The following is a 22695-nucleotide window of genomic DNA, read 5'->3' on the forward strand; positions in this document are numbered from 1 at the left end:
AACTCCTTAAACAGCGGCGCCCGGAAGATGCTCCGGCTGCTCATGCACGGTCGTGCCGTCGGCCAGCCGCAGCCACGTCTCAAACTCGCGCTCACCCGCCCGAAGGCGAATGACCCGCGCGCCGCGCGGAAACCCCTCTTTGCCGTACGTGTTATAACCGGTAGCGCGCCCATAGATCAACCGAATGCCATGCAGATCGCCCCAAAAATCGTTGACGTGGTCATGCCCGACAAACGTGCCGACGACATCGCCTCTCTCGAGCATGGCCGTGAACATCCCCGAGTTCACTTCTGGCGCAAAACATTTCGTCTCGTACATATGCCCATAGCACGTGCGGGTCTCCCATACTTCCTGATACTCCGGCAGCGGGATATGAAAGAAGGCCAGCGCGGGCAGCGCGCCGTCGGCTTCCTGCAGCCGGTGCGATTCCTCGCGGTACCACGCGATTTGATCGTGCCGCAGCCAGTCGTAGCCGTTCACCTGCGGCAGCGGGGAGTAGGCGCCGGAATCGAAGAAGAACAACTGATACCCTGCCTGCCCCGCTTGATCCTGAACGGTGAGGCTGTAGTTGCCGGCGCCGTGGACGCCGACAGGTCCGCGCTGCGTGACGGTGTGAGGGAAGCTCAGCACCGCTTCAAGCAGCTCCTCACGGGAGAGCAGCGACTCCGTGTCATGATTACCAAAAACAGCGGCCCAAGGGATGCCGCGCGTCACGGCAGCATGGACAGCCGCCTGGAACGCGGCGATGGCATCGGTGCAGGCAGGGTTGCCTTCGGAGACAGGACCGGTGTAAATCACGTCGCCGGTAAAAACAACAAGATCGGGCTTTTCGTGATCCAGCACGTCTTCCATCAGCCGACGGGAGAGCTGATCGCGCTCGCCGTGATCTTTCCAGTGTACATCGGTGAATTGGACAATGGTAAATGTTCCGTCTTCCCTAAAGAAGAGAGGTTGTGGCATAGGTGTGCCTCCTGTTGTGGATTTATGTTGTTTTCTTGTTGTTTGTTGACAATTGTATCGCTGCCTTGCTAAACTGTCAATAACATAACACAAGTTTAGGAGGTTACCATGTCACTCACGTATGAGGAACGCAGGCTGACGATTCTGAATCATTTGGAGCTGGAAGGCAAGGTTCAAGTGCCCCACATGGCGGAGCTGTTGTCCGTTTCAACCGAAACGGTGCGGCGTGATCTGGATCGCCTGGAGAAGGAAGGCATGCTGCGCAAAGTATACGGAGGCGCGGTCAAAATGCGCATGGATCGGGTTGAACCTCCTTTTCAGAAGCGTGTGGAGATGATGAGGCCGGAGAAGCGGGCAATCGGCAAGCTGGCGGCATCGCTGGTGGAAGACGGCGAGACGATTATGCTGGACAATGGGACGACGACCATTGAAATCATTCCATTTCTAAGTGATAAGCCGAATGTGACGCTCATTATCAATTCGGTGCCGATGCTGATGCTGGCGATGGAAACGTTTCAAGGGCGCATCCTGTTTACCGGCGGGGAAGTGAACCGTGAATGCCGGGCGACGATGGGGCCGCTGGCCGATCAAATGCTGGATCAGTTCAAAGTGAATAAGGCGTTCATCTCCGGAGGCGGCGTCTCGGTGACGGACGGCATTACGGATTTTCATATGGAAGAAGCGATGGTTGCCCGCAAAATGATGCAGCGCGCCGAAGAGACGATTCTGGTGGTCGATCATTCGAAGTTCGGGATGTCGACGTTTGCGCGGGTGGCGAGGCTGAAGGATATTTCCATGCTAGTCACGGATCCAGGCTGCTCCAAGGAATGGATTGAGACGTTCGAGGGGCTTGGGATTGAAGTGCGCATTAGCGAGTAAATGAAGCAGCCAAGGGAGAGGGAATAGCGGATGAACACAGCACAAGCGATCCAACGCGTCATCATTCTAGGCATTGACGGCGCCGGAGCTTATATGAAAGAGGCGGATACGCCTCATATCGACGCCTTGCTTCAAGGCGGATCTTCTACATACGGGGCGCAGACCGTATATCCATCCAACAGTGGCGAGTGCTGGGGTTCGCTGCTGCATGGCGTGGGGCCGGAGAAGCACAAGGCTCAAGCGTATATTCAAAATAACGCGCAAATGCCGGCCGATCCGGCCTCGGCCTCGCTGTTCCGCCGCGTCAAGGCGGCGTACCCGAACAGCCCCATGGGTGCGTTCGTGTGTTGGGCGCCGATTCTAACCGGGGCGATCGAAGAGCTGGACGGCGTGGTCAAGCACGCCGCGCCGGATGCCGATCTCGTTCCCGTGATCGGCGCATTTATAAGGGAGCAGCCGGCTTTCAGGCTGCTGTTCGTGCAGCTGGACGATGTGGATGCCGCCGGCCACAAGCATGGCTTTGGCACCGCCGGGCAGTTGCAGGCCATTACGCGCGCCGACGCGCAGATCGGCGAGATCGTCCGGGCGCTGGCCGCGGCGGCGATGCTGGACGACAGCCTGATCGTCGTCACGACGGATCATGGCGGCGGAGGCGCGCGCACGCACGACCACGGCAGCGATCATCCGAAGGATATGACGATCTTCTGGGGCTGCCGCGGGCCTGGCGTTGCTGCGGGCGCTGAGCTGGACGGCGTCAGCATCAGGGACACGGCCGCCGTGGCGCTGCATGCGCTCGGGCTGCCGCTGCCCGAAGGCGGGGAGGCGAAGCTGCCTGAGGGCTTGTTCCTGTAGCGGCCTTCTTTTCCAACGTTATCCTGCTTGCCCCCGAGGCGCGGTCGTGCGACAATAGCCTATGGACAACTTGGAACGTTACTAGGAAAGAAGGAACTTGGGCAACATGATTCACATCTCTTGGGAAATGTTGATGTTCATCATCATCGGCGGTTTTGCGGCCGCATTTGTAGACTCCGTCGTAGGCGGCGGGGGTTTGATTTCGGTACCGGTGCTCCTGGCAACGGGCATGCATCCGGCGCTTGCGCTCGGGACGAACAAACTCGCGGGAACGATGTCGTCGATGACGAGCACGATTTCATTCATGCGGTCGGGGCAGGTGGACGTGAAGGCGGTGCGTGGGCTTTTTGTGCTGGCGCTGCTTGGCGCGGTATGTGGAACGTTGACGCTTCAGCAGATACCGTCTGATTTTCTCAAACCGCTTGTTATCGTAATGCTTATCCTGATTACGATTTACACGATTTTTCGCAAAAATTGGGGCTCCAGCTCCACGTTCGATCGTTATACGCCGAAGACGGCGATGCTGATGGGGGTTGCGGCTTTTGGACTCGGCTTTTATGACGGTTTCTTCGGGCCGGGGACGGGATCGTTTTTGATTTTTGCGTTTCTGATGGTCGGATTTGATTTCGTGAAGGCAGCGGGCAATTCCAAAATGCTGAACTTCGGCAGCAACATCGCCAGTCTTGCGACATTTATTGCCCTTGGGTCAATTCAATACGAGGTTGGCATTCCGATGGGACTGGCCATGGTGTGCGGCGCGCTGGTCGGTTCGCGCATGGCGATTCGGCGGGGTGGGGCGTACGTGCGGCCGCTGTTTATCGTCGTATGTCTGCTGCTCGTGGGCAAGCAGATTTGGGGCTTGGTGTAGAGGATGAGAGATCGTTTAACCTTGTTTGGAGGGGAACGGTCTTTTTTGCATATCAGAAAGTATCTCCTCGAAGTGGCTCTATGCCATCAGTAAACGCTACCGTCCTTGAAAGGACGTTGGAGCCGTTTATCTTTGGTTGATGGAGAGGAGAGCTGTCAGGTACAGAAGCAGCACGACGGCGAAGCCGTTGAAGATGCTAGGGATTGCTGCTAGGGCTAGATAAAGACTGTACGGTAGGGACCAGATGAACGTGATCGCCATGAGCAGGCGTGATTGTCTAAATACAGCGAGGACGCCTAAGCATGCCGGTAAAATGAGCATCACCGTCACGATAAGCATGGTGTCCTTGTCGGCTGCAGTGCTTGTATACGGATTCCAGAACAGAAAGGTAATGGATAGCGAAAGGCTGACAAGCGAGGCGAGCATGGCGGGCAGGGAGAATTTCATAGGCGGGTTCAGACCTCCTTCTGGGCTATATGCTACTTATTAGTATTCTTGGCTCAGTGGCTTGTTCCTCTTAACGAGTGCTCAGATGGATGGGGGGCGACGGGATAGGGCCTTGCGCTCGAGTGGAGGTAATTCGAGTCAGGTGGTAGACGGTTGTCTGTTAGTCATCTCGGGCAGGTAGCAGGCCTGGGGCATAAGGTTCCCTGCATTTCGTACATGTAATTTGCGGGTTTGAAGCTGAATTGGAGGTTCAACCAGCAGAAAGTACAGGTAAATTTGCTGATTGACCTAGAAAACAGGCTAAATGTGCGGGGGACGCGGAAAGTTAATGTAGTTTTTGCAGGATCTCGCTCATTTTTTTCGTTTTCGGGCGAATTTGATGCACTTTCTGCAGGTGCGGGGTGGAGAGCGCTCGAGTGGCAGGAAGGGGGAGCTTGAGTAGCTGGATGGAGGTAAACGTGGGGGACGCGGCTTGGGTGGATAGCGGGAAACTGGTGAGTAATCGTGTCTAAAGTAGCTGGATGGAGATATACGCCTGAACGTGGCTTGGGTGGACGGTGCGAAGGTGGCGAGTAATCGTGTCTTGAGTAGCTGGCGAGCAATCGTTTTTGCCCAAAACGATTGCTTTTCCTCAAATAACCGATTAAAATGCTCAGTAATCTGTTTTCGAGGTGATGGTGCTGTGCGGAACGTGTTAACGAAGTTTTGGAAGCGTTTTTTTCAGCGCAAAACGATTTTTCGCAACATGGTGACCTTGTCCCTGTTCGCTGCGATCCTGCCGGTGGCCCTTGTGGGCATCGGGAGTTACTTATATTCCGCGTCTGCGGTGCAAAGCGAAGTAAATCAGTCGAACGTGCGTATTCTGAATAACGTGTCTTCGACGATCGATTCGACGCTGGATCGGATTCAGAACAACGCGATTCAAATGCTGCTGGGCACGTTCTTCTCGTCCAATCTCGCCGAGCTGAAAAGCACCAACTACGCCGGCCTGTACTCCGGCATTTCCCGCGAGTTGTCGTCGATGATCGGCGGCAACAAAGAGGCGGCCGACATTGCGATGTACGTGCCGGATGAGGGCTACCTCATCTCGCCGGTGTACGGCGGGAGGCGGATTGAAGGCAGCGGAGAGCGCGAAGCCCTGCTGAAAGAGCTCTCAGCGCCCGACCAGTTCCGCTGGGCGATCGGCCCGTACCCGAACGTGCCGGGCTACAGCACGAAGGGTGTGACACTTATCGCAAAGGCGCCGATTTTGGCCAAGCAGCCGATAGGGCTTCTTTTTATCCGGATTGAGGAGACGTTGTTCCAGAACATCATGAACCGTTTCATCTCCTACAAGGGAGAGGAAATGTTTATTTTAGACGCGAAGGGCAATCTCGTCACCTCAGTCGGCGGCGATACGGTGCCGGAGGGACTCCTTCAGCAAGTTGCGCAAAAAGGCGCCGAGCCGCGCTTCCAGTTCACTTCCCGGGGCACGGACTACATGGTGACGCCGATTACGTCCTCTTATAACAACTGGCAGTACATCAACATGGTGCCGATCGAGCAGCTCAACGCCAAATCCAATGGCATCAAGCTGATTACGCTTGTCATCGTGCTGGTGTGTCTGGTCATCGGTGCGGTTGTTACGTTGTGGGGCACTCGACGCGTGTACCGACCGATCCAGAATCTCGTCACGCTGGTGCGGGGCGAGCAGGCGCAGGATGCGGACACGGACGAAGTCGGCTTCATGCATCGCAGGTGGGCCGAGCTGACGAGCACCGCCAGCGAAATGCAGCAGCAGCTCAGCGATCAGCTGCCGATGATCCGCGAGATTTTTGCCCTGCAGCTGCTGCAGGGGCGCTTCCTGCACTACTCCGCCGATCAGCTCGCGGGCGTGCTGCGCCGGTACAGCGTGCCGACGGACAAGGAGAGCAGCGTGCTCGTGATTGCGTTCGATCTGCCGCCGGACGAAGCAGATGGGACGAAGCGGTTTCAGGAGAATGACCGCGACCTCATTGTTTTTGCGGTCAAAAATATCGGCAGCGAGCTGCTGGACGCTCATGCGATGGAAGGGATCGTGATTAACCTGCTGAACGATCAGGTGGCGATCTGGCTGTTCCAGGACCTTGCGCATGGTGAAGCGACTGACATCAAAGCGTTCGCCGAAAAGCTGCGCACCCAGGTGTCCGACTACCTGCGCCTGCCGGTCACGATCGGGCTGAGCGGGCAGAGCGAGCGTATCGAAGAGCTGCCCGAGCTGTACGAGGAAGCGAATCTGGCCGTCCGCTCCCGCATGATCGTCGGCGGCAATCAGGTGATCGTCAGCGCTGCAGGCGGCAGCCACGCGGATCTGCATTACCGGTATCCGCTGGAGATCGAGACGCATTTTGAGAACTCGCTGCAGCTCGGAGATCGGGATGAAGCCGTGCGGATGCTGCAAGAGTTCGCCAAAGGGATGGAGGCGGCGATTCAAAAGCCGGAGCTCATCCAGATGTCGTACTACCGGCTGCTCACGGCGGCGATTCGCACGGCGTATGTGCTGGGGCTGGATACGGCTCAATTGTTCGGTGCCGCAAGCGCCGATCCATACCTGCAAATTCGGCAGCTCAGCACGACGCTGGAGCTGAATCAATGGTTCGAGGAGCAGCTTGTCGAGCCAATCGTGGCCTATGTGCAAGGAAAACAGACGCAGGAGCATGATCAACTGATCGACAAGGTTGTGCGATATATGGAAGAGAATTACCATTTTGACCTGTCCCTTGATCAATGCGCGCAGATCTGCGGCCTCAGTCCGCACTATTTGAGCAAGCTGTTCAAAAAGAAAAAGGACGTCTCCTTCATCGAATACCTGACCAAGATCCGTATCGACAAGTCTGTGGAGCTGCTCCGCACGACCGAGCTGTCGGTCTCCGAAATCGCGGAGCGCGTCGGCTACCAGACGAAGAATTTGATCCGCGTCTTCAAGAAGCATATGGGCGTGACGCCGGGGCAGTATCGCGGCGGAGCGGACGACGAAAGCTGAGATGCGCAATATTTGCCACCCCTTCACACTAGGCAAAAAAAGTGAATACACACCCGAGAAACCCCGTCACGACGGGGTTTCTCTTTTTTTGTCCTGGCGAAATTCGCGGTTAAGAATTGGTCATTGTCGCTGGGACTCACCGTCATGTACGATCATCCCATGCTAAACAACGAGAGGTGAAGACGATGTCGCAAGGCCAAGTGGAACAGCTTTCAAACGCGCTGCCCGGCGTCACGCAGAAGGAGACGCGCACGAAGCAATCGTGGACGGAGGCGTGGCGGATCGCGCTCAGACGCGACAAATATTTATATCTCATGGCTGCGCCGGGATTGTTATTTTTTCTTATTTTTAAATACGTACCGCTCTGGGGCTTGCTGCTGGCTTTCCAAAATTACTCCCCTTATATGGGCTTCTGGCACAGCGAATGGGTGGGCTTCAAGTATTTTCACGAGTTTTTCACGAATCCCGACTTTATGCTGCTGTTCCGCAATACGATGGCGATTTCGCTGCTGAACATTGTGTTCTTTTTCCCGGTTCCGATTGTCGTGGCGCTGATGCTGAACGAGGTGCGGAAGCTGGCGTTCAAAAAGTTCGTGCAAACGGTCATCTACCTGCCGCACTTTCTGTCGTGGGTCATCATCGTCGGGATCTGCTTCCTGATCTTCGGACAGGGTACCGGCGTCATTAACCAGTTGCTCGTGGAATTCGGCGGGCACAAAATCGAGTTCATGACGTCGCCGAACCTGTTCTGGGTGATGCTCACCGCGCAAAGCGTGTGGAAGGAAGCGGGCTGGGGCACGATCATTTTCCTCGCTGCACTGGCGGGTATCAACTCGGAGCTGTACGAGGCGGCGCAAATCGATGGCGCAACGAGATGGCAGCAGATGACGAACGTCACCCTGCCGGGCATACGAAGCACGATTATCGTGCTGCTGATCCTGCGCTTGGGCCAAGTGATGGACGTCGGCTTCGAGCAAATTTACCTGATGATGAGCGGACCGGTTGCGCAGGTGGCGGATGTGTTCGATACGTACGTGTACCGCGTCGGCATTCAGCAAGGACGCTTCAGCTATGCGACGGTGGCGGGGCTTTTCAAATCGGTGGTCGGGCTGATCCTGGTCGTGTCCGCGAACCGCGTCGCGAAGAAGTTCGGAGAGGAGGGCTTGTATTAAGATGGGTAAAAGTTTAGGGTCGCGTATGTTTAATGCCATTAACTATACATTGCTTTCACTGTTCGGGCTGATTACTTTACTGCCGTTCATCTATGTGGTGATCATCTCTTTTACAGATCCGACCGAGTATTTGACGAAGCCGCTGGTGCTCATTCCCGAGCATTGGAGCCTTGCCGCTTACGACTATATTTTCTCGACAAATGCGTTCGTGCATGCGATGGGGATTAGCGGGATTCTTGCGGTTTTCGGCACGGTGCTGAGCTTGATCGTAACGAGTGCCCTCGCCTACGTGCTGTCGAGGAAGCGTCTCAAAGGCAAAAAGTTTTTCCTCGTAGCCATTCTGATGACGATGCTGTTCAATCCGGGCATGATCCCGAACTACCTGCTCATTGACAGCCTCGGGCTGATGGATACGATCTGGGCGCTTATTCTCCCGGCGCTGACAAGTGCTTGGTACGTCTTCCTGATGCGCAACTTCTATCAAGAAATCCCGGATGAGCTGGAGGAAGCGGCTAAAATGGACGGCTGCTCCGACGTCGGCGTCTTCTTCCGCATCATGCTGCCGGTGTCCGTTTCGGCGCTCGCCGCTTTCGGTTTATTCTACGCTGTCGCATACTGGAACACTTACTTTGCCGGTGTCCTGTACATTAACAGCGACTCGCTGCGCCCCTTGCAGGTGCTGCTGCAAATGCTGCTCATTTCCGCCACGCAGATGGCGGATCCGTCTCTCGCCGCTGCACTGGAAAGCGAACGGACGGTGCCTCCGCAGGTGATCAAAATGGCAGCCGTCGTGCTGTCATCCCTGCCGATCGTGATGGTGTATCCGTTCTTGCAGAAATATTTTGTGAAGGGCATGATGGTTGGTTCTGTGAAAGGGTAGTGAACTTCTGATTCCAGTGAGAGGGGGAATGCGGGCCTGCGCGCCACGGCAGGATGAAGCAAGACGATTCATGTAGGTGTATAATAATCATATACTGGGAGGTCTTTGTACATGAAACCGATGGTGAAAAAATGGGCCGTGCTCCTTACGGCAGCAGGATTGGTCGCTTCCTTGGCGGCTTGCGGCAAAGAGAAAGAAACTGAAGGGGCGGCTCCGGCAGGTACGGCGGCCAGCACCGCAAGCGCGAAGCCGACAGATATTTCCGTGACAACGCTGGCTTTCGCAGCGGCGCCGACAGGCGAGCTTGAAGCGGTCAAAAAACTGAACGAAAAGCTGAACATCAATCTCAAGCTAAACTGGATTCCGTCCGCGCAAATTTCCGAGAAGCTGAACGCGCTGCTCGCTTCGAATGATCTGCCGGATGTGCTGTTTGTGGAGGATTTTAACCTGACGCCTGCGTTCCTGAATGCTGTGGATCAAGGCGCTTTCTGGGAGCTCAGCTCCTATATCAAGAACTATCCCAACCTCGCGAAGTATCCGGAAAATGTGTATAAAAACGCTTCGCTCAAAGGCAAGCTGTATTCCCTGCCGCGTGTCAGACCGCTGGACGGCCATGAAGCTTTGTTGATCCGCAAGGACTGGTTAGACAAACTCGGCCTTCAGCAGCCAAAAACGATGGACGAACTGGCCACGGTATTGGAAGCGTTTGCGCAAAAAGATCCTGACGGCAACGGCAAAGCGGATACGTACGGTGCCGTGCTGCCAGGCTCGCCGGGACCTGCGAGCTACTTGCTCTCCATGTTCGGCGCAGGTACAAAATGGAAGGACGAGAACGGCACGCTGACGCCGTATTGGTGGACACCGCAGGCGAAAGAAGCGCTCGCCTTCTGGAGCAAAACGTTTAAAGCCGGCGGCATTCTGCCGGATATGCCGATCCTGAAGACCGCGCAGATCAAAGACATGCTCGTGCAGAGCAAAGCGGGCGCAGCGATCGCGAACGTCGTCGATGCGTACAAGTACAATGTGGAGCTGCAAAAGGTGAATCCGCAAGCGAACCTGATCGCGGTCGAGCTGCCGAAGACGGCGGACGGCAAGGCATACTATGAGCAAGCGAGCGGCTACTATGGCCAGTTCTTGATCAACAAAAAGACCGTAAACGAAGCCAAACTGAAGAAGATTCTGGAACTGTACGACTACACAGCGTCTGTGGAAGGCTACAACCTGGCGACGTACGGTATTCAAGATGTCGACTATAAAGTAAAGCCGGACGGCAGCGTGGAGCAGACGGAAGAAGGCAAGAAAAAAGGCTACTCCGGCGATACGACGGGCCAATGGGTAACGGGCTATTTTGACAAGTACTCGCGTGCCAAAGTGTCCGGCATTCCGAACGATGTGTACGAAGCGAACAAAAAAGTGATCGATTCGATCTCCTCCATCCCGGATCCAACGTACGGCCTCATGAAATCGGCGCCGTTCAAGGAGAAAGGTGCGGATTGGGATAAAAAGCTGAACGACATGATCGTCAACGTCATCATCGGCAAAAACACGCTCGACGACTGGGACAAACTCGTGAAGCAGTTTAAAGATGACGCGAGCTTCCAGCAGCATATTAAGGAAACGAACGATTTTTATAAGGAAAAATCGAAGTAAGGAAGAGGCCCGATCTCGCCAGGAGCTGGCGGGGTCGGGTTTTCTCATGGGAGAGGAGTGACCGCAGCAATGGGAGTTTCAATCGAAGAAGCGGTAAGGATCGTGCCATCCCCGCGCCAGTTGGCTTGGCAGGAGATGGAATTTTATGCGTTTATTCATTTTGGGATGAATACATTCACCGGAAGGCAGTGGGGGACCGGCGAGGAAGATCCGCAGCTGTTTCAGCCGACGGAACTGGATGCCGCGCAGTGGGTGGCGGTGTGCAAGGATGCGGGGATGACCGGCGTCATTCTGACGTGCAAGCATCATGACGGGTTTTGCTTGTGGCCGAGCGCGTATACGGCGCATTCGGTGAAGGCGAGCCCTTGGCGCGGCGGGCAAGGGGATGTGGTGCGCGAGGTGGCGGAGGCGTGCCGCGCGCAGGGCTTGAAGTTCGGCGTCTACCTGTCGCCGTGGGATCGCAATGCGCCGACGTACGGGGATTCTCCGGCGTACAACGTATATTTCCAGCAGCAACTGAGGGAGCTGCTGACGCAGTATGGGGATATTTTCTGCGTCTGGCTGGACGGCGCCTGCGGCGAGGGCCGTAACGGCAAGAAGCAGGTCTACGACTGGGACGGCACGTACCGCCTCGTCCGTGAGCTTCAGCCCGGCGCGGTTATCGCGGTATGCGGACCGGACGTGCGCTGGTGCGGCAACGAGGCGGGGCATACGCGCCGCTCGGAGTGGAGCGTCGTGCCCGCGGCGATGCGGGACACGGAGAAGGTGCAGGCCGACTCGCAGCAGGCGGACGATCCGGCCTTTGCCCGGCGGCTCACGGCGGAGGACGAAGACCTCGGGAGCCGGGCCGTGCTCGCGCAGGCGGAGCGCGCGATCTGGTATCCTTCCGAGGTCGACGTGTCGATTCGGCCGCAGTGGTTTTATGATCCGGCCGACGACGATCAGGTGAAGTCGGCCGAGGCATTGGTGGAGCTGTTCGAGCGAGCCGTTGGCGGGAACAGCGCGCTTTTGTTGAACGTCCCGCCGGATACGCGCGGGAAGATTCACGAGCGCGACGCGGCGGCGCTGCGCGAGCTGGGGGTGCGGTTGCGCCGTACGTACGGGCGCGACCTCGCCGCAGGCGCGCGGGTGTGGGCGTCCCATGCGGAGCGGGACGCAGAGGCGGCGCATGTGACGGACGGGCGCAGCGGCACGTACTGGGCTCCGCCTGCGGGTGTGGAGCAGGCGGAGCTGGTGGTTGATCTTGGCGAACCTGTGGTGTTCGACCGGGTCGTGCTGCAGGAATTTATTCAAGGCGCAGGGCAGCGGATTGAGAGCTTCGAGCTTTGGGGGCAAGCGCAGGCTGGCGGCGATTGGGTGCTTTTGGACGAGGGGACGGTTGTCGGGTATAAGAAAATATGTCGAATTGACCGGACTGCTGCGCAGGTGCTGAAGCTGCGCATTACCGGCTCCCGGATTCAGCCGACGCTGAGCCGGTTTGGGGTCTTTTATAGCGAATAGGTGGGGCGTGGTGTGGCGTGGCGTGGCGTTGTGAGCAACTGAACTGGAATTTCTCCAGTTCAGTTCTGGTTTTTGCGCCGAAAAGAGCATGCCAACTGGAATTCCTCCAGTCTATAAGACCGATTTTGGGCAAAATGCGGTTTTTGGGCGAAATGAGCTGGAGGTTTTCCAGTTCAGGTACTGGTAGCTGGCGGGTTCGGAGGACTGGGCAACGATCGCTGGGCAGACAAAGTTTTCATAATTGAGGAAGTATGTCCTTGAAGCAGCTCTATATCATCCGTACATGCAGCCGTCCTCAGAAGGACGGCTGCACCGTTTATCTTGTGTTTTCACAGTTTTGGCGCGAGTCTGCCACCTTTCCGTCATGGATGTGCTTGGGGAGACATGGAAGTCCCTCCATCGGTTATGATAAGCTAGATCTACAATAGAAGGAGGCGATGGCTGTGATTCAAGTTTTCCCTGCGGATACGCGCAGTGCAAGCGATTTGGGGTGGCTGCGGAGCCACAAAAGCTTTTCGTTCGGTGATTATTTCGATGAGAATAATGTGAGCTTCGGGGTCATGCGCGTCTGCAATGACGATGATATTGCACCAGGACGCGGTTTTGGCCCACATCCCCACAGCGATATGGAAATTGTCAGCATCGTGCTCCAGGGAGCGATTAAGCACGAAGACAGCCTCGGCCACGTGGCAATCACGGGGACGGACGGCGTGCAGCGCATGTCGGCAGGCACCGGCGTCATTCATGCGGAGTACAACGCGTCGGAGACGGAGCCGCTGAGCCTGTTTCAGCTGTGGTTCATGCCTGAGAAGCGCGGGATGACGCCATCTTTTGAAAATGTGAAATATTTGCCGGAAGCGATGCACAACGCCTTGCTGCCGGTGGTGACGCCGGAGGGCGGCGAGCATGTCGCGAAGGTTCATCAGGATATGCGGATTTACCTCAGCAAGCTGGACGCGGGGAAGGAGCTCGTGTTTGAGCAGGGGGAGAACCGCCGGATTTTCTTGATGCTGGTGAGCGGCGCCTGTACGGCAAACGGTGCGGAACTGCGGGCGAAAGACAGCGCGCGGATGCAGAATGAGTCGGTGCTGACGATTCGCACTGAGGAAGATACGCATTTGATGCTGATCGATTTGCCATAAGGAGGGGACGGCTGAGATGAAAGAAACGTTTTTGGTGAAGCATGCGGTCGGCGGCAGGGCGTTTATCGATACCGGCAAGCAGCCGGTTCCTTATGCGTGGCAGCAGGAGGGGGATCGCTGGACGTTTACGGTGCAGGTCGAGCCTTCGGCGGTGACGGAGCTTTTGAAGTGGAAGGACGAGCTGAATGTGTTTGTTTTTCAGGAGTTTGCGGATGCGCCTACCCGGAAATTGTGGTTCTACGTGGTCGATGACGCGGTGACGTATGACGAGGCGAAGCAGGAGCTGACCATTGTGGCGATCTCCACTATCACTTACATTCCCGACCAGTTTAGCGTGCGATGATTGGAGTTTGACGAAAATGAAAGTGCAGGATCGACAACTAGAGTTAGCGATCCCGTTTATTCGGGAGTGCTACGGTGAATTGGGCCGCAGTCAGGCTGAGGCGGAAGTCCGGATTGCCGAGATTACGAAGGACATTGCGCATAGTGGTACGTATACCCACACCACGGAGGAACTCGTGCACGGGGCCAAAATGGCCTGGCGCAACAGCAACCGCTGCATTGGCCGGCTGTTCTGGGACGCGCTCAAGGTGCATGACGCTCGTGATGTGAGGACAGAGGAAGCCGTGGCGGAGGCGCTGCTGCGCCATATCGAAACGGCCTCCAACGGGGGCAAAATCCGCCCGGTCATCACGGTGTTTCCGGCGGCTGGGGCTGAAGGTGCGGATGGATCGTTCCGCATCTTGAACGAGCAGCTGCTGCGCTACGCCGGCTACGCGATGGAAGACGGCACCGTCGTCGGCGATCCGGCATCGGTGGCGTTGACGCGCCAGTGCCAGGCACTTGGCTGGCAGGGCGCGGGCACGCCGTTCGACGTGCTGCCGCTGCTCGTGCAGATCGGCGACCGGACGCCGCGGCTGTTCGAGATTCCGCCGGAGCTCGTGCTCGAGGTGCCGATCACGCACCCGGATCTCGCGGCGGTGGGCGCGCTCGATCTGCGGTGGTACGCCGTGCCGATCGTGTCGAGCATGCGCCTCGAGATCGGCGGCTTGTCCTATACCGCCGCGCCGTTCAACGGCTGGTACATGGGCACGGAGATCGGCGCGCGCAACTTCGCCGATGAGGCGCGGTACAACGTGCTGCCGCGCCTGGCAGAAGCGATGGGCCTCGACACGCGGCGCGATGCGACGCTGTGGAAGGACCGCGCGCTCGTCGAGCTGAACGTCGCCGTGCTGCATTCGTTCCAGGCGGCGGGCGTCGCCATCGTTGACCACCACACCGCGGCCAAGCAGTTCGGGCGCTTCGAGGACAACGAAGCGAAGAACGGCCGCGCCGTGACCGGCGACTGGACGTGGCTCATTCCGCCGCTGTCGCCGGCGACGACGCATATTTTCCACGGGCAATATGCGAATGACGTGAAGCTGCCGAACTTTTTTTATCGGCATGAGTAGAGACGGCGATCCCCTTGCCTAGAGGCAGGGGGATTTTTTGTTGAGCAGCGCTCGGATCGGTAGTTCTCGGAATAGAATAAAGAGAACCAGCGTATCGGGATGGGGCGGGAGCGGGTGGCGATTGAAGAGTGACGGGTAATGAGTGATGAGTGATGAGTGATGAGTGATCAGTGATCAGTGACAAGTGACAAGTAACAAGTAACAAGTAACAAGTAACAAGTAACAAGTAACAAGTAACAAGTAACAAGTAACAAGTAACAAGTAACTGTAACGGTTGTGACAGCGCTTATTTCGCCCAAAAGACGTCATTCCAGCACATAACGGTTACAGCGGTGGCTATTTCTACGAATTTGGCGTGATATTGCTGGATTTATGGCAAATAGGCGCGCTGGCAACCGTTAGCGTTTGAAAGGAGCCATTTTTAGTCAAATAGGCGCTGTGACAACCGTTAGCGGCCTAAGATCTGTATCCGTGGGGCAATCGTTTTTTTGTTGGATCATGAGCCCGTACCAGGACGGGCAATGGGAACCAAGCGCCCTTTTCTAAACAAGATATCTAACTTATCTCCGCTAGATATTGATTCTAATTTTACAATATAACTACAACCCTCCATTAGCAGACACTCTTGATTTTCTATGCGGATAAACTCATATCGGTGAGCCGGATCATATTCTTCAGCGTAATCTATTGCTTGCTTTTTATAGTTTGAGTATTCAAAAAATGTTAGGTTGTGCTTTTTATAAAACACATAATAGCTTGCTAATAGAATCATCAGCAGAAATCCAGTGAAAATGACTGCAAAATGAATGGAGACATGCCCCTTTAACTTGGAAATTACGAGATGAGTCGAAAGTAGAACCGCAAGGAAAAGCAATACAACAAGGCCGAATAAAAAATCAAACATAGGTTATCTCCTTTTGGCACTCCTTGAATATACTTTATTCAACGGCATGAGCGCTCTTCCCTTTATGAATGACTGCAACGAAAAATACTTTCCAATGTATGGAAATGGCCTGTATACTAATAGAAAAGCAGTCATTTTCTATGTGTTGAGGGGCGAATTGATGACCGTGAATAGAAAGCCGCGCGTTTTTATCGGAAGTTCCCGCGAAGCGATCAAGTATGCCCGGGCTGTTGCTGAGCAGCTTGAGGTTGCCGCTCATGTGAATCCTTGGTATGCCGGTACGTTCGGAGCCAATGACTATACGATGGATGCTCTGGATCGGGAACTGGATAACAACGACTTCGGCGTGTTTATCTTTGCTGCGGAGGATGTGGCCCGGATTCGCGGTGAACTCGTGTTTATTACCCGGGACAATACACTGTTTGAGATGGGACTGTTCTGGGGCAGGCTTGGCAAGCGCCGTGTGTTCTGCCTGATTCCGCGTACCATTCCGGCTGGCTCGGACGAGGAGGGGCCGTCTTCGTTTCATCTTCCCTCCGATCTGGAAGGGCTGAATCTGCTTCGCTATACGGACAATGAGCGGCTCGTTTCCGCGGTCGACGTGGCTTGCGGCAAAATGCTGGATGCGATCGCCAGGGAAGGGCTGTTCTCCCAGAGAAATGACATCCTCGCCGATCGCGATAGAATCATTCAGCGCAAGGATAGTGTGCTGTACTTCTTCTGGGAATTCTTGAAGAACGTGGCGATCCCCGATGCGAACCAGCGCTATACGGCCTATGCGGAGGCTATCCGCAATTCCATCTTGGCACCGCAGGGCTTTCGCTCTACGGGCGCGGCTCTTTGGAAGAAAGTCGACGAGAAGTATTTGGCGCATGTCGGGGGCAATGTTGGCCGGGGCAAGAAGTTTCCGCTCAATGCCAATGACGGCAAAAGGCATGAAGATCACATCATTGTCCTGAAGGTTTTTAATACGGGGAATTGGAGTTTTTTCAGCCGCAGGGAGATTGCTCATGTGTACGTCTTATGTTATCCTCTAAGTAAGGAGCATGTGCTTTCGGTTCATTTCTCCGGCAATCAGGTTTTGGATGCAGTCCGGCTGCAAGAGATTGTTGCAATCAACGACGATCTGCTGGCAACGATTCGCAGTTTAGTTGGAGGGGATTCGACATGATCAAACGTGCAAAAGGCTCAAAGACCCGTACTATCGGATCGGGCAAAGATATCGGGCATACAGGCGGATGGCCTGCTCACGAGGTGGACAATGGCGGATTTGCATTGGCTGCAGCCCAACATACGAAGATTTTTGTGGGTCCTTCACTGGAAGGGATCGACGTCGAATATATAGAAATCGTCAGCGGAAAGGTGTCGCAGCATCAGCCTTCATTCGCGCGATAGGATGGACGCAAGGCCTTAGGGCCTTGCGTTTTTTTATTGTCCAAGCGTATCCCTCGAAGCGGCGCTGGCACTGCGCATGGGAAGGGAGAATCGAAAAAGCGAGAAGCCTTCGGCTGAAGCAGCAAGCCTGCAAAACAGCAGGAACTCCCCTCGTTCCTTTCCTGATTTGATGAAACGCCTGCAAAAAAGCAGGGATTTTCGGTGTGAACATCCCTTTTGAGCGAGTCTGGACTAAAAAACTGCTTTATCGCAGGCATTTTGCGAAAAATGCCATTTGTACGAAAAATTCCTGCTTTTTCGCAGGAATCTTCCCTCTCCCTTGATACTATCGAGATCACCGCCGCTACAAAAGCCCCGCCGCTTCCTCCCATCCGAGCATGATGTTCATATTTTGAATGGCGGCGCCCGCGGCACCTTTTCCTAAATTGTCAAATCTGGTGATAATCAGCACTTGCTCATCATGACCGAAAACACAAATATCCAGTTCATTCGTATGGTTGCGCGCCAATAGGTTGAAGGAGCCGTCTTCGAGACAAGCCTCGGCGTCATAAGGCATGACGCGGACGAAGCGTTCATCCTGGTAGTACGAGGCGAGTTGTTCTTGCACGTCCTGTGCCGTAACCTTCTTGGCAAACAGCCGTGGCAGAAGCGGAATGCTGACAGCATCACCCTGATAATAGTTGCCCACGATTGGCGCGAAAAGCGGAGGGGCCGCCAACCCGGCATGCCATTTCATTTCCGGAAGATGCTTGTGCGTAAGCCCTAGCGCGTAATGTCTTGGCGCGTACAGCTCCTCTCTGCCATTATGCTGGTACTCAGCAATCAGTTTTTTGCCGCCGCCGCTGTAGCCGGTGAGGGAGTAGCAAACCGCGGGATAATCCCGCGGTACAATGCCTCCAGCGATCAAGGGACGCATAGCCAAAATAAACCCGGTGGCATGACAGCCGGGAACGGCTACTCTGGCCGCATCCCGGATGAGGCTCCTTTGCCCGGGATGCAGTTCTGGCAATCCATACACCCAATCGGGATCGGTGCGAAATGCTGTGCTGGCATCGATGATTTTGGTCCGAGGATTGCTGACCAGGGACACGGCTTCCCTCGAAGCGGCGTCGGGCAGACAGAGGAAGACGAGATCGGCTTCATTCAGCAAAGCCTTGCGCGCGTCGGTATCTTTACGCATCTGGGGTTCTATGGTCAGGATGTCGATGTTCGGAATCCGGGATAGGTAATCATGGATTTTTAAACCCGTCGTACCTTCTTGGCCATCCACAAAAATTTTATAAGCCATGTGTCCACCTCAATTAGGAATTTATAATAATACATAATAAAGTATATTTATACATTCGTAAATGGATGGTTTCCTGTGCTCTTCACCCCCTCCCTCACAAACTCCCGAAGTTTCCCCCATCATTTCCCGAAAAAGTCGCATAGCCAGATCCCTCCCCCTTATAGTATGATGTGGCATAAAAGACCATAGAGACATACCTATCATAGAGATGAAAAGGGGAACGCCGCATGTGGCAAAAGGTCGCCCAATTCAACACGCTGCGCAATCAGATGTTGGCCGGATTTGTGTTCGTCATGATGATCGTCCTCGTCTGCGCGGGGATCATCACGTATAATTCCGTGTCGACGCTGCTCAATACGAAGGCGGAGGCGCAGATGAAGCAGATCGCTTCTCAAGCGAACGGCCGATTGGAAGCGCTTATCACCCAGATCGATACACTCACGCTGCAGGCGGTGAATGATGCATATTTGCAACAGCTTTTTCTAGCTTCGGTGCAGGGGAACCCGGTGAGCTTCAGCGAGCGCCAGGCCCTGATGAAAATTGCGAACCACATCCAGGCGTACAGCGGCGTCACCAGCGTCGAGTTGTACTCGACGGGCTACGCGCGGATGTTCCCGCTGGACGAGACGAAGCTGACGGACCGCATTGCGCCGCAGTGGATTGCCCAGGCCGACAAAGAAAAAGGCCGATTGGTCTGGATCGGCAGCGATCCAGCGGACCCTGGTTCGGTGCTGGCGATTCGCCGCATCAATTTAATTGACCGATGGTTCTCGAACGGCGGGTACCTGATGGTGCGGATGAACCGCAGCTATTTGGACCTGCAGAGTAAGCTATCGGACACCGGCTACCAGGAGCTGATGCTGCTCGCGGACAGCGCGGGCAATTCGATTGTTCCTGTCGGTCCGGAGGACATCGATACGAAAGAGTTGCTTCTCAGCGACGCTCAACAAGTCACCTTTGCCGAGAAGCGATACATGCTCGTCAAGCAGCCGTCGGAGCAGACCGGTTGGACGCTGATGATTCTGTATCCCGTAAGTGATATTTCCGACGGAATTTCCGTGCTGCGCTGGGCGATCATTGTCTCCGGGGCGATCGGATTTGTGCTGTTTATTGTGCTCTCCTTTGCACTGTCCATGATGATTACGCGGCCGATTCTTCGGCTGATGCGGGCGATGCGGAACACGCGGCAAGGCGTGCTGACGCCGAATTTGGCGAAGTCGTATACGGCGGAGCTGAACGATCTGAACATCACGTACAATCAGATGGTGGACAACATGAATAGGCTCATCAAGCTTGTGTATGAGAAGGAAGTCATCCAAAGCCGGACAGAATTGCAAGCGCTGCAGGCGCAGATTGATCCGCATTTTTTGTATAACACGCTGGAAGCGCTGTACTGGTCCCTGCAGGATAAAGATGAGGAAGAGCTGGCCGACCTTGTAGTTGCAATGTCCGATTTGTTCCGGTATGTGATCGGGAATCCGAACAAGGACGAATGGGTCACAATGAACGAAGAACTGGAGCATATCAAAAGATACCTCAGTATCATGAGCGTGCGCTTTGGCTCGCGCCTCGTCTGGGCAATCGACTGCGACGACGCCTACAGCCATGTTCACATTCCGAAGCTGCTCATTCAGCCGCTCGTGGAGAATGCGATTTTGCACGGGTTGGAAGGGAAAAGCGACGAGGGACTGATTGCGATTTGCGTGGAGCTGGCCCCCGAACGCCCGGACGAGCTTCGCATTACGGTCCGCGACGACGGGCCCGGCATGAGCGAAGAGACGCTGCATGCGCTGAAAGCGGCGATGGATCGAGGAGGGGCCGAAGCGCCGTCAGGCAAAGGCAAGGGAAAAGGCATGGCGATGGCGAACGTCCAGCGGCGCCTCAAGCTTTACTACCCGGCTGCCCCTGACGGCGCATACCGGGGATTAACGATTGCGAGCGCCCTGCAGCAAGGGACGAGCGTAAGCTTTGACATACCGATGTATAAGGAGGATGACGATGATTCCATCCAGTAAAACTATACTCATTGTAGATGACGAACCGCTGACCCGAGAAGGCATCCGCAAAAGCCTGGAAGCCTGGTCGATCGGACGACACGCCATTATCACCAGTTGCAATGGCACGGAAGCGTTGGAGGTACTGCGCACGAGGCCTGTTCATCTGCTCATCACCGACATTCGTATGCCCGAGATGACCGGCTTGCAGCTCGTCGAAGGCGCGCGAAGCTTCGCGCACAAGCCCGTCACGATCATCATATCGGGTCATCCCGATTTTCAATATGCCCAGACCGCGATTGAGCTGGGGGTGGTCAACTATCTGCTCAAACCTGTGCAGAAAAAACGGCTGCTGGAGGCCGTGGAACAGGCGCTCCGCATTGAAGAAGAGCGCGGCCGCGTGGAAGCGATGGAGAAGATGGTCGATCCCCGGCTTATGCAAGCGAAGACGGAGGAGAAGAACTACAGCGCTCCGGTTCGGCAGGCGATGCAGTACGTGGAGGAGCATTTGCAGGAGCCGCTCGGCATGAGCGAGGCTGCGAGCCATATCCACCTTAATCCGAGCTATTTTAGCGCGCTGTTCAAAGAGCAGACCGGCATTACGTTCAGCGAGTACGTCACACGGAGCCGCATTCAGAAGGCCAAGGAGCTTCTCCTGCAAACGCGGCTGACCATTGCGGACATTTCCGAGCAGGTCGGGTATCAGACATCGAAATATTTTATCAAACTGTTCAAAGAATATGAGGGCACAAGCCCCAATCAGTATCGGAAGCTGACCGCGCAGGACGGGGATGCGCCAATCGAGGATCCGGCCGAAACCTCAAAATAGTGGAACATTTCCCGATGGCTGTTACTCCCTATGCTCCCAATGAAAGCGCTACAATAAATCACGTAGCATACAAATGATTGAGGGGGAACAAGGCATGGTTAGAAAAACGCTTACATGGTCGCTGACGGCGGCGCTTGGCCTATCGATGACGCTCACGGGGTGCTCCAGCTCGAGCTCCAGTTCCACAAATAGCGCAGGCGCAACGACAACTCCTACGGAGGCTGCCAAAGCAACCGACGCCGCAAGTGCACAGCCCGCCAAAAAAGTCACCATCAAGATGATGCACCTCTGGCCGACCGGCAACGCCGCAACGCAAAACAAAATTGTAAACGATATCATCAAAGAGTATACCGCTCTGAATCCGAACGTCACTATTGAGCAAGAAGTGCTGGAGAACGAGCAGTATAAAAATAAAATGAAGGTGCTGTCCACCTCGAACGCGCTGCCGGATGTCGGCTTCACATGGGCTGCCGGCTACATGGATCCGTATGTAAAAGGCGATATGTTCGCGCCGCTCGACGACCTCCTGCAAGGCGACCTCAAAGACAAGTTCGTCAAAGGCACCACAGACGCTTACGCGTTCGGTGGCAAAACCTACGGTTTGCCGGTGGAGCTGAACATCGTACCGGTTTACTATAACAAGGCGATTTTTGCCAAGTATAATTTGAATCCACCGAAGACGTACGACGAGTTTAAAAATATCGTGAAAACGCTGAGCGCAGGCGGCGTCGCTCCGATTGCCCTCGGCAATAAGGACCGCTGGACAGGGTCGCTCTGGTACATGTACCTCGCCGACCGCATTGGCGGGCCGGAAACGCTGAAGAAGGCGATCGATCGCACAGGAACTTTTAACGATCCGAGCCTCGTTCGCGCCGCTTCGGAAATTTCGCAGCTCGTTGACATGAACGCGTTCAACAAAGGCTTCAACGGCCTTGGCAACGACGAAGGCAAAGCCGAATTCATGAACAGCAAAGCCGCGATGTACATGATGGGCACATGGGAACTGCCGAACTACACGACGAACAAAGATGTGCCACAGGCATTCAAGGATCAGATCGGCTTCTTCAAATTCCCGACGGTAGAAGGCGGTAAAGGCAACATGGACAGCTGGGTTGGCGGTCCGGGCGTCGGTTTGTTCGTGGCCAACAACTCCAAAGTGAAAGAAGAGTCCAAGAAATTCGTGAGCTTCTTCGTACAGAAATGGGGCGAGCATGCGATCACCGAAGCGGGTGTCATCCCAGCGACCAAGGTCGATACGTCCAAAGTAAACCTGCCGAAAATGTACATCGACCTGCTCAACGAGTTGAACAAAGCGAGCAACATCACGCTGTTCGCGGACGTGCAAATGAAGCCGGCTTCCGCGGAAGTTCACCTGAACATGATTCAGGCGCTGTTCGGCAAAGCTGTGACACCGGAAGTTTTTGCGAAAAATCATGAGGACGCGCTGGCGAAAGAAGCAAAATAGCTAAGCAGCCAAGCCGCC

At 55.3% G+C, this 22695-nt stretch carries 20 protein-coding genes; 16 read left to right on the forward strand and 4 right to left on the reverse strand.

The window, feature by feature from the left end; genetic code table 11:
- Positions 1–6: 6 nt before the first annotated feature.
- Complete coding sequence (locus ABE504_RS00365; RefSeq protein WP_430082890.1) at positions 7–960, reverse strand: metallophosphoesterase family protein; 954 nt, start codon at positions 958–960, stop codon at positions 7–9.
- A gap of 108 nt (positions 961–1068) precedes the next feature.
- On the opposite strand from ABE504_RS00365, the gene ABE504_RS00370 reads away from it, so the two are divergent.
- From ABE504_RS00370 to ABE504_RS00380, 3 genes are all read left to right on the forward strand, one after another.
- Positions 1069–1839, forward strand: coding sequence for a DeoR/GlpR family DNA-binding transcription regulator (locus ABE504_RS00370; protein ID WP_430082893.1), 771 nt, complete (start codon positions 1069–1071; stop codon positions 1837–1839).
- A 30-nt stretch (positions 1840–1869) separates the two neighbouring features.
- Positions 1870–2691, forward strand: a complete 822-nt coding sequence (locus ABE504_RS00375; protein ID WP_430082896.1) for an alkaline phosphatase family protein — start codon at positions 1870–1872, stop codon at positions 2689–2691.
- A 106-nt stretch (positions 2692–2797) separates the two neighbouring features.
- Positions 2798–3559 (forward strand): TSUP family transporter, encoded by a 762-nt coding sequence (locus tag ABE504_RS00380; protein WP_430082899.1) that lies wholly within the window; start codon positions 2798–2800, stop codon positions 3557–3559.
- Between the two features lie 126 nt (positions 3560–3685).
- Here the strand turns inward: ABE504_RS00380 and ABE504_RS00385 are convergent, their stop codons facing one another.
- A complete protein-coding gene (locus ABE504_RS00385; protein ID WP_430082902.1) occupies positions 3686–4006 on the reverse strand; it encodes a hypothetical protein in 321 nt (106 codons plus the stop codon).
- A 682-nt stretch (positions 4007–4688) separates the two neighbouring features.
- Between ABE504_RS00385 and ABE504_RS00390 the strand changes: the two genes are divergently transcribed.
- The 8 genes from ABE504_RS00390 to ABE504_RS00425 all read left to right on the forward strand — a co-directional run bounded on the left by ABE504_RS00390 (position 4689) and on the right by ABE504_RS00425 (position 14802).
- A complete protein-coding gene (locus ABE504_RS00390) occupies positions 4689–7007 on the forward strand; it encodes an AraC family transcriptional regulator (protein ID WP_430082905.1) in 2319 nt (772 codons plus the stop codon).
- 185 nt (positions 7008–7192) lie between these two features.
- Positions 7193–8179, forward strand: coding sequence for an ABC transporter permease (locus ABE504_RS00395; RefSeq protein ID WP_430082908.1), 987 nt, complete (start codon positions 7193–7195; stop codon positions 8177–8179).
- A 1-nt stretch (position 8180) separates the two neighbouring features.
- Complete coding sequence (locus ABE504_RS00400; protein ID WP_430082911.1) at positions 8181–9059, forward strand: carbohydrate ABC transporter permease; 879 nt, start codon at positions 8181–8183, stop codon at positions 9057–9059.
- A 111-nt stretch (positions 9060–9170) separates the two neighbouring features.
- Complete coding sequence (locus ABE504_RS00405) at positions 9171–10709, forward strand: extracellular solute-binding protein (RefSeq protein ID WP_430082914.1); 1539 nt, start codon at positions 9171–9173, stop codon at positions 10707–10709.
- Between the two features lie 69 nt (positions 10710–10778).
- Complete coding sequence (locus ABE504_RS00410) at positions 10779–12209, forward strand: alpha-L-fucosidase (RefSeq protein ID WP_430082916.1); 1431 nt, start codon at positions 10779–10781, stop codon at positions 12207–12209.
- Positions 12210–12652: 443 nt separating this feature from the next.
- Positions 12653–13351, forward strand: coding sequence for a pirin family protein (locus ABE504_RS00415; RefSeq protein WP_430082919.1), 699 nt, complete (start codon positions 12653–12655; stop codon positions 13349–13351).
- Positions 13352–13367: 16 nt separating this feature from the next.
- Positions 13368–13694 (forward strand): hypothetical protein, encoded by a 327-nt coding sequence (locus ABE504_RS00420; RefSeq protein ID WP_430082922.1) that lies wholly within the window; start codon positions 13368–13370, stop codon positions 13692–13694.
- Positions 13695–13710: 16 nt separating this feature from the next.
- The gene (locus ABE504_RS00425) at positions 13711–14802 is read left to right on the forward strand and encodes a nitric oxide synthase oxygenase (RefSeq protein WP_430082925.1); all 1092 of its coding nucleotides are present in this window, start codon (positions 13711–13713) and stop codon (positions 14800–14802) included.
- 496 nt (positions 14803–15298) lie between these two features.
- On the opposite strand, the gene ABE504_RS00430 is transcribed toward ABE504_RS00425, so the two are convergent.
- Positions 15299–15706, reverse strand: a complete 408-nt coding sequence (locus ABE504_RS00430; RefSeq protein ID WP_430082927.1) for a hypothetical protein — start codon at positions 15704–15706, stop codon at positions 15299–15301.
- 160 nt (positions 15707–15866) lie between these two features.
- Between ABE504_RS00430 and ABE504_RS00435 the strand changes: the two genes are divergently transcribed.
- Both ABE504_RS00435 and ABE504_RS00440 read left to right on the forward strand, forming a co-directional pair.
- Positions 15867–16877, forward strand: a complete 1011-nt coding sequence (locus ABE504_RS00435) for a TIR domain-containing protein (RefSeq protein ID WP_430082930.1) — start codon at positions 15867–15869, stop codon at positions 16875–16877.
- Positions 16874–17101: a hypothetical protein gene (locus tag ABE504_RS00440; protein ID WP_430082933.1), complete on the forward strand. Its 228-nt coding sequence runs from the start codon at positions 16874–16876 to the stop codon at positions 17099–17101. Before ABE504_RS00435 ends, ABE504_RS00440 begins: the two co-directional genes overlap by 4 nt.
- 343 nt (positions 17102–17444) lie before the next feature.
- Here the strand turns inward: ABE504_RS00440 and argC are convergent, their stop codons facing one another.
- Positions 17445–18389, reverse strand: coding sequence for an N-acetyl-gamma-glutamyl-phosphate reductase (gene argC / locus ABE504_RS00445; protein ID WP_430082936.1), 945 nt, complete (start codon positions 18387–18389; stop codon positions 17445–17447).
- Positions 18390–18616: 227 nt separating this feature from the next.
- Between argC and ABE504_RS00450 the strand changes: the two genes are divergently transcribed.
- From ABE504_RS00450 to ABE504_RS00460, 3 genes are all read left to right on the forward strand, one after another.
- On the forward strand, positions 18617–20404 hold the full coding sequence (locus tag ABE504_RS00450) for a sensor histidine kinase (protein ID WP_430082939.1): 1788 nt from the start codon (positions 18617–18619) through the stop codon (positions 20402–20404).
- Positions 20388–21212, forward strand: a complete 825-nt coding sequence (locus ABE504_RS00455; protein ID WP_430082942.1) for a response regulator — start codon at positions 20388–20390, stop codon at positions 21210–21212. The genes ABE504_RS00450 and ABE504_RS00455 overlap by 17 nt, the downstream gene beginning before the upstream one ends.
- 94 nt (positions 21213–21306) lie before the next feature.
- The gene (locus ABE504_RS00460; RefSeq protein WP_430082945.1) at positions 21307–22677 is read left to right on the forward strand and encodes an extracellular solute-binding protein; all 1371 of its coding nucleotides are present in this window, start codon (positions 21307–21309) and stop codon (positions 22675–22677) included.
- Positions 22678–22695: the final 18 nt, after the last annotated feature.

The sequence above is a fragment of the Paenibacillus oryzisoli genome, assembly GCF_050467285.1.
Taxonomy (GTDB): domain Bacteria; phylum Bacillota; class Bacilli; order Paenibacillales; family NBRC-103111; genus Paenibacillus_E; species Paenibacillus_E oryzisoli_A.

Bases quoted from the DNA above. Each gene is read 5' to 3' on its own strand.
- ABE504_RS00365 (WP_430082890.1), bottom strand. From the start codon at position 960: ATGCCACAACCTCTCTTCTTTAGGGAAGACGGAACATTTACCATTGTC.
- ABE504_RS00370 (WP_430082893.1), top strand. From the start codon at position 1,069: ATGTCACTCACGTATGAGGAACGCAGGCTGACGATTCTGAATCATTTG.
- ABE504_RS00375 (WP_430082896.1), top strand. From the start codon at position 1,870: ATGAACACAGCACAAGCGATCCAACGCGTCATCATTCTAGGCATTGAC.
- ABE504_RS00380 (WP_430082899.1), top strand. From the start codon at position 2,798: ATGATTCACATCTCTTGGGAAATGTTGATGTTCATCATCATCGGCGGT.
- ABE504_RS00385 (WP_430082902.1), bottom strand. From the start codon at position 4,006: ATGAAATTCTCCCTGCCCGCCATGCTCGCCTCGCTTGTCAGCCTTTCG.
- ABE504_RS00395 (WP_430082908.1), top strand. From the start codon at position 7,193: ATGTCGCAAGGCCAAGTGGAACAGCTTTCAAACGCGCTGCCCGGCGTC.
- ABE504_RS00400 (WP_430082911.1), top strand. From the start codon at position 8,181: ATGGGTAAAAGTTTAGGGTCGCGTATGTTTAATGCCATTAACTATACA.
- ABE504_RS00405 (WP_430082914.1), top strand. From the start codon at position 9,171: ATGAAACCGATGGTGAAAAAATGGGCCGTGCTCCTTACGGCAGCAGGA.
- ABE504_RS00410 (WP_430082916.1), top strand. From the start codon at position 10,779: ATGGGAGTTTCAATCGAAGAAGCGGTAAGGATCGTGCCATCCCCGCGC.
- ABE504_RS00420 (WP_430082922.1), top strand. From the start codon at position 13,368: ATGAAAGAAACGTTTTTGGTGAAGCATGCGGTCGGCGGCAGGGCGTTT.
- ABE504_RS00425 (WP_430082925.1), top strand. From the start codon at position 13,711: ATGAAAGTGCAGGATCGACAACTAGAGTTAGCGATCCCGTTTATTCGG.
- ABE504_RS00430 (WP_430082927.1), bottom strand. From the start codon at position 15,706: ATGTTTGATTTTTTATTCGGCCTTGTTGTATTGCTTTTCCTTGCGGTT.
- ABE504_RS00435 (WP_430082930.1), top strand. From the start codon at position 15,867: ATGACCGTGAATAGAAAGCCGCGCGTTTTTATCGGAAGTTCCCGCGAA.
- ABE504_RS00440 (WP_430082933.1), top strand. From the start codon at position 16,874: ATGATCAAACGTGCAAAAGGCTCAAAGACCCGTACTATCGGATCGGGC.
- argC (WP_430082936.1), bottom strand. From the start codon at position 18,389: ATGGCTTATAAAATTTTTGTGGATGGCCAAGAAGGTACGACGGGTTTA.
- ABE504_RS00450 (WP_430082939.1), top strand. From the start codon at position 18,617: ATGTGGCAAAAGGTCGCCCAATTCAACACGCTGCGCAATCAGATGTTG.
- ABE504_RS00455 (WP_430082942.1), top strand. From the start codon at position 20,388: ATGATTCCATCCAGTAAAACTATACTCATTGTAGATGACGAACCGCTG.
- ABE504_RS00460 (WP_430082945.1), top strand. From the start codon at position 21,307: ATGGTTAGAAAAACGCTTACATGGTCGCTGACGGCGGCGCTTGGCCTA.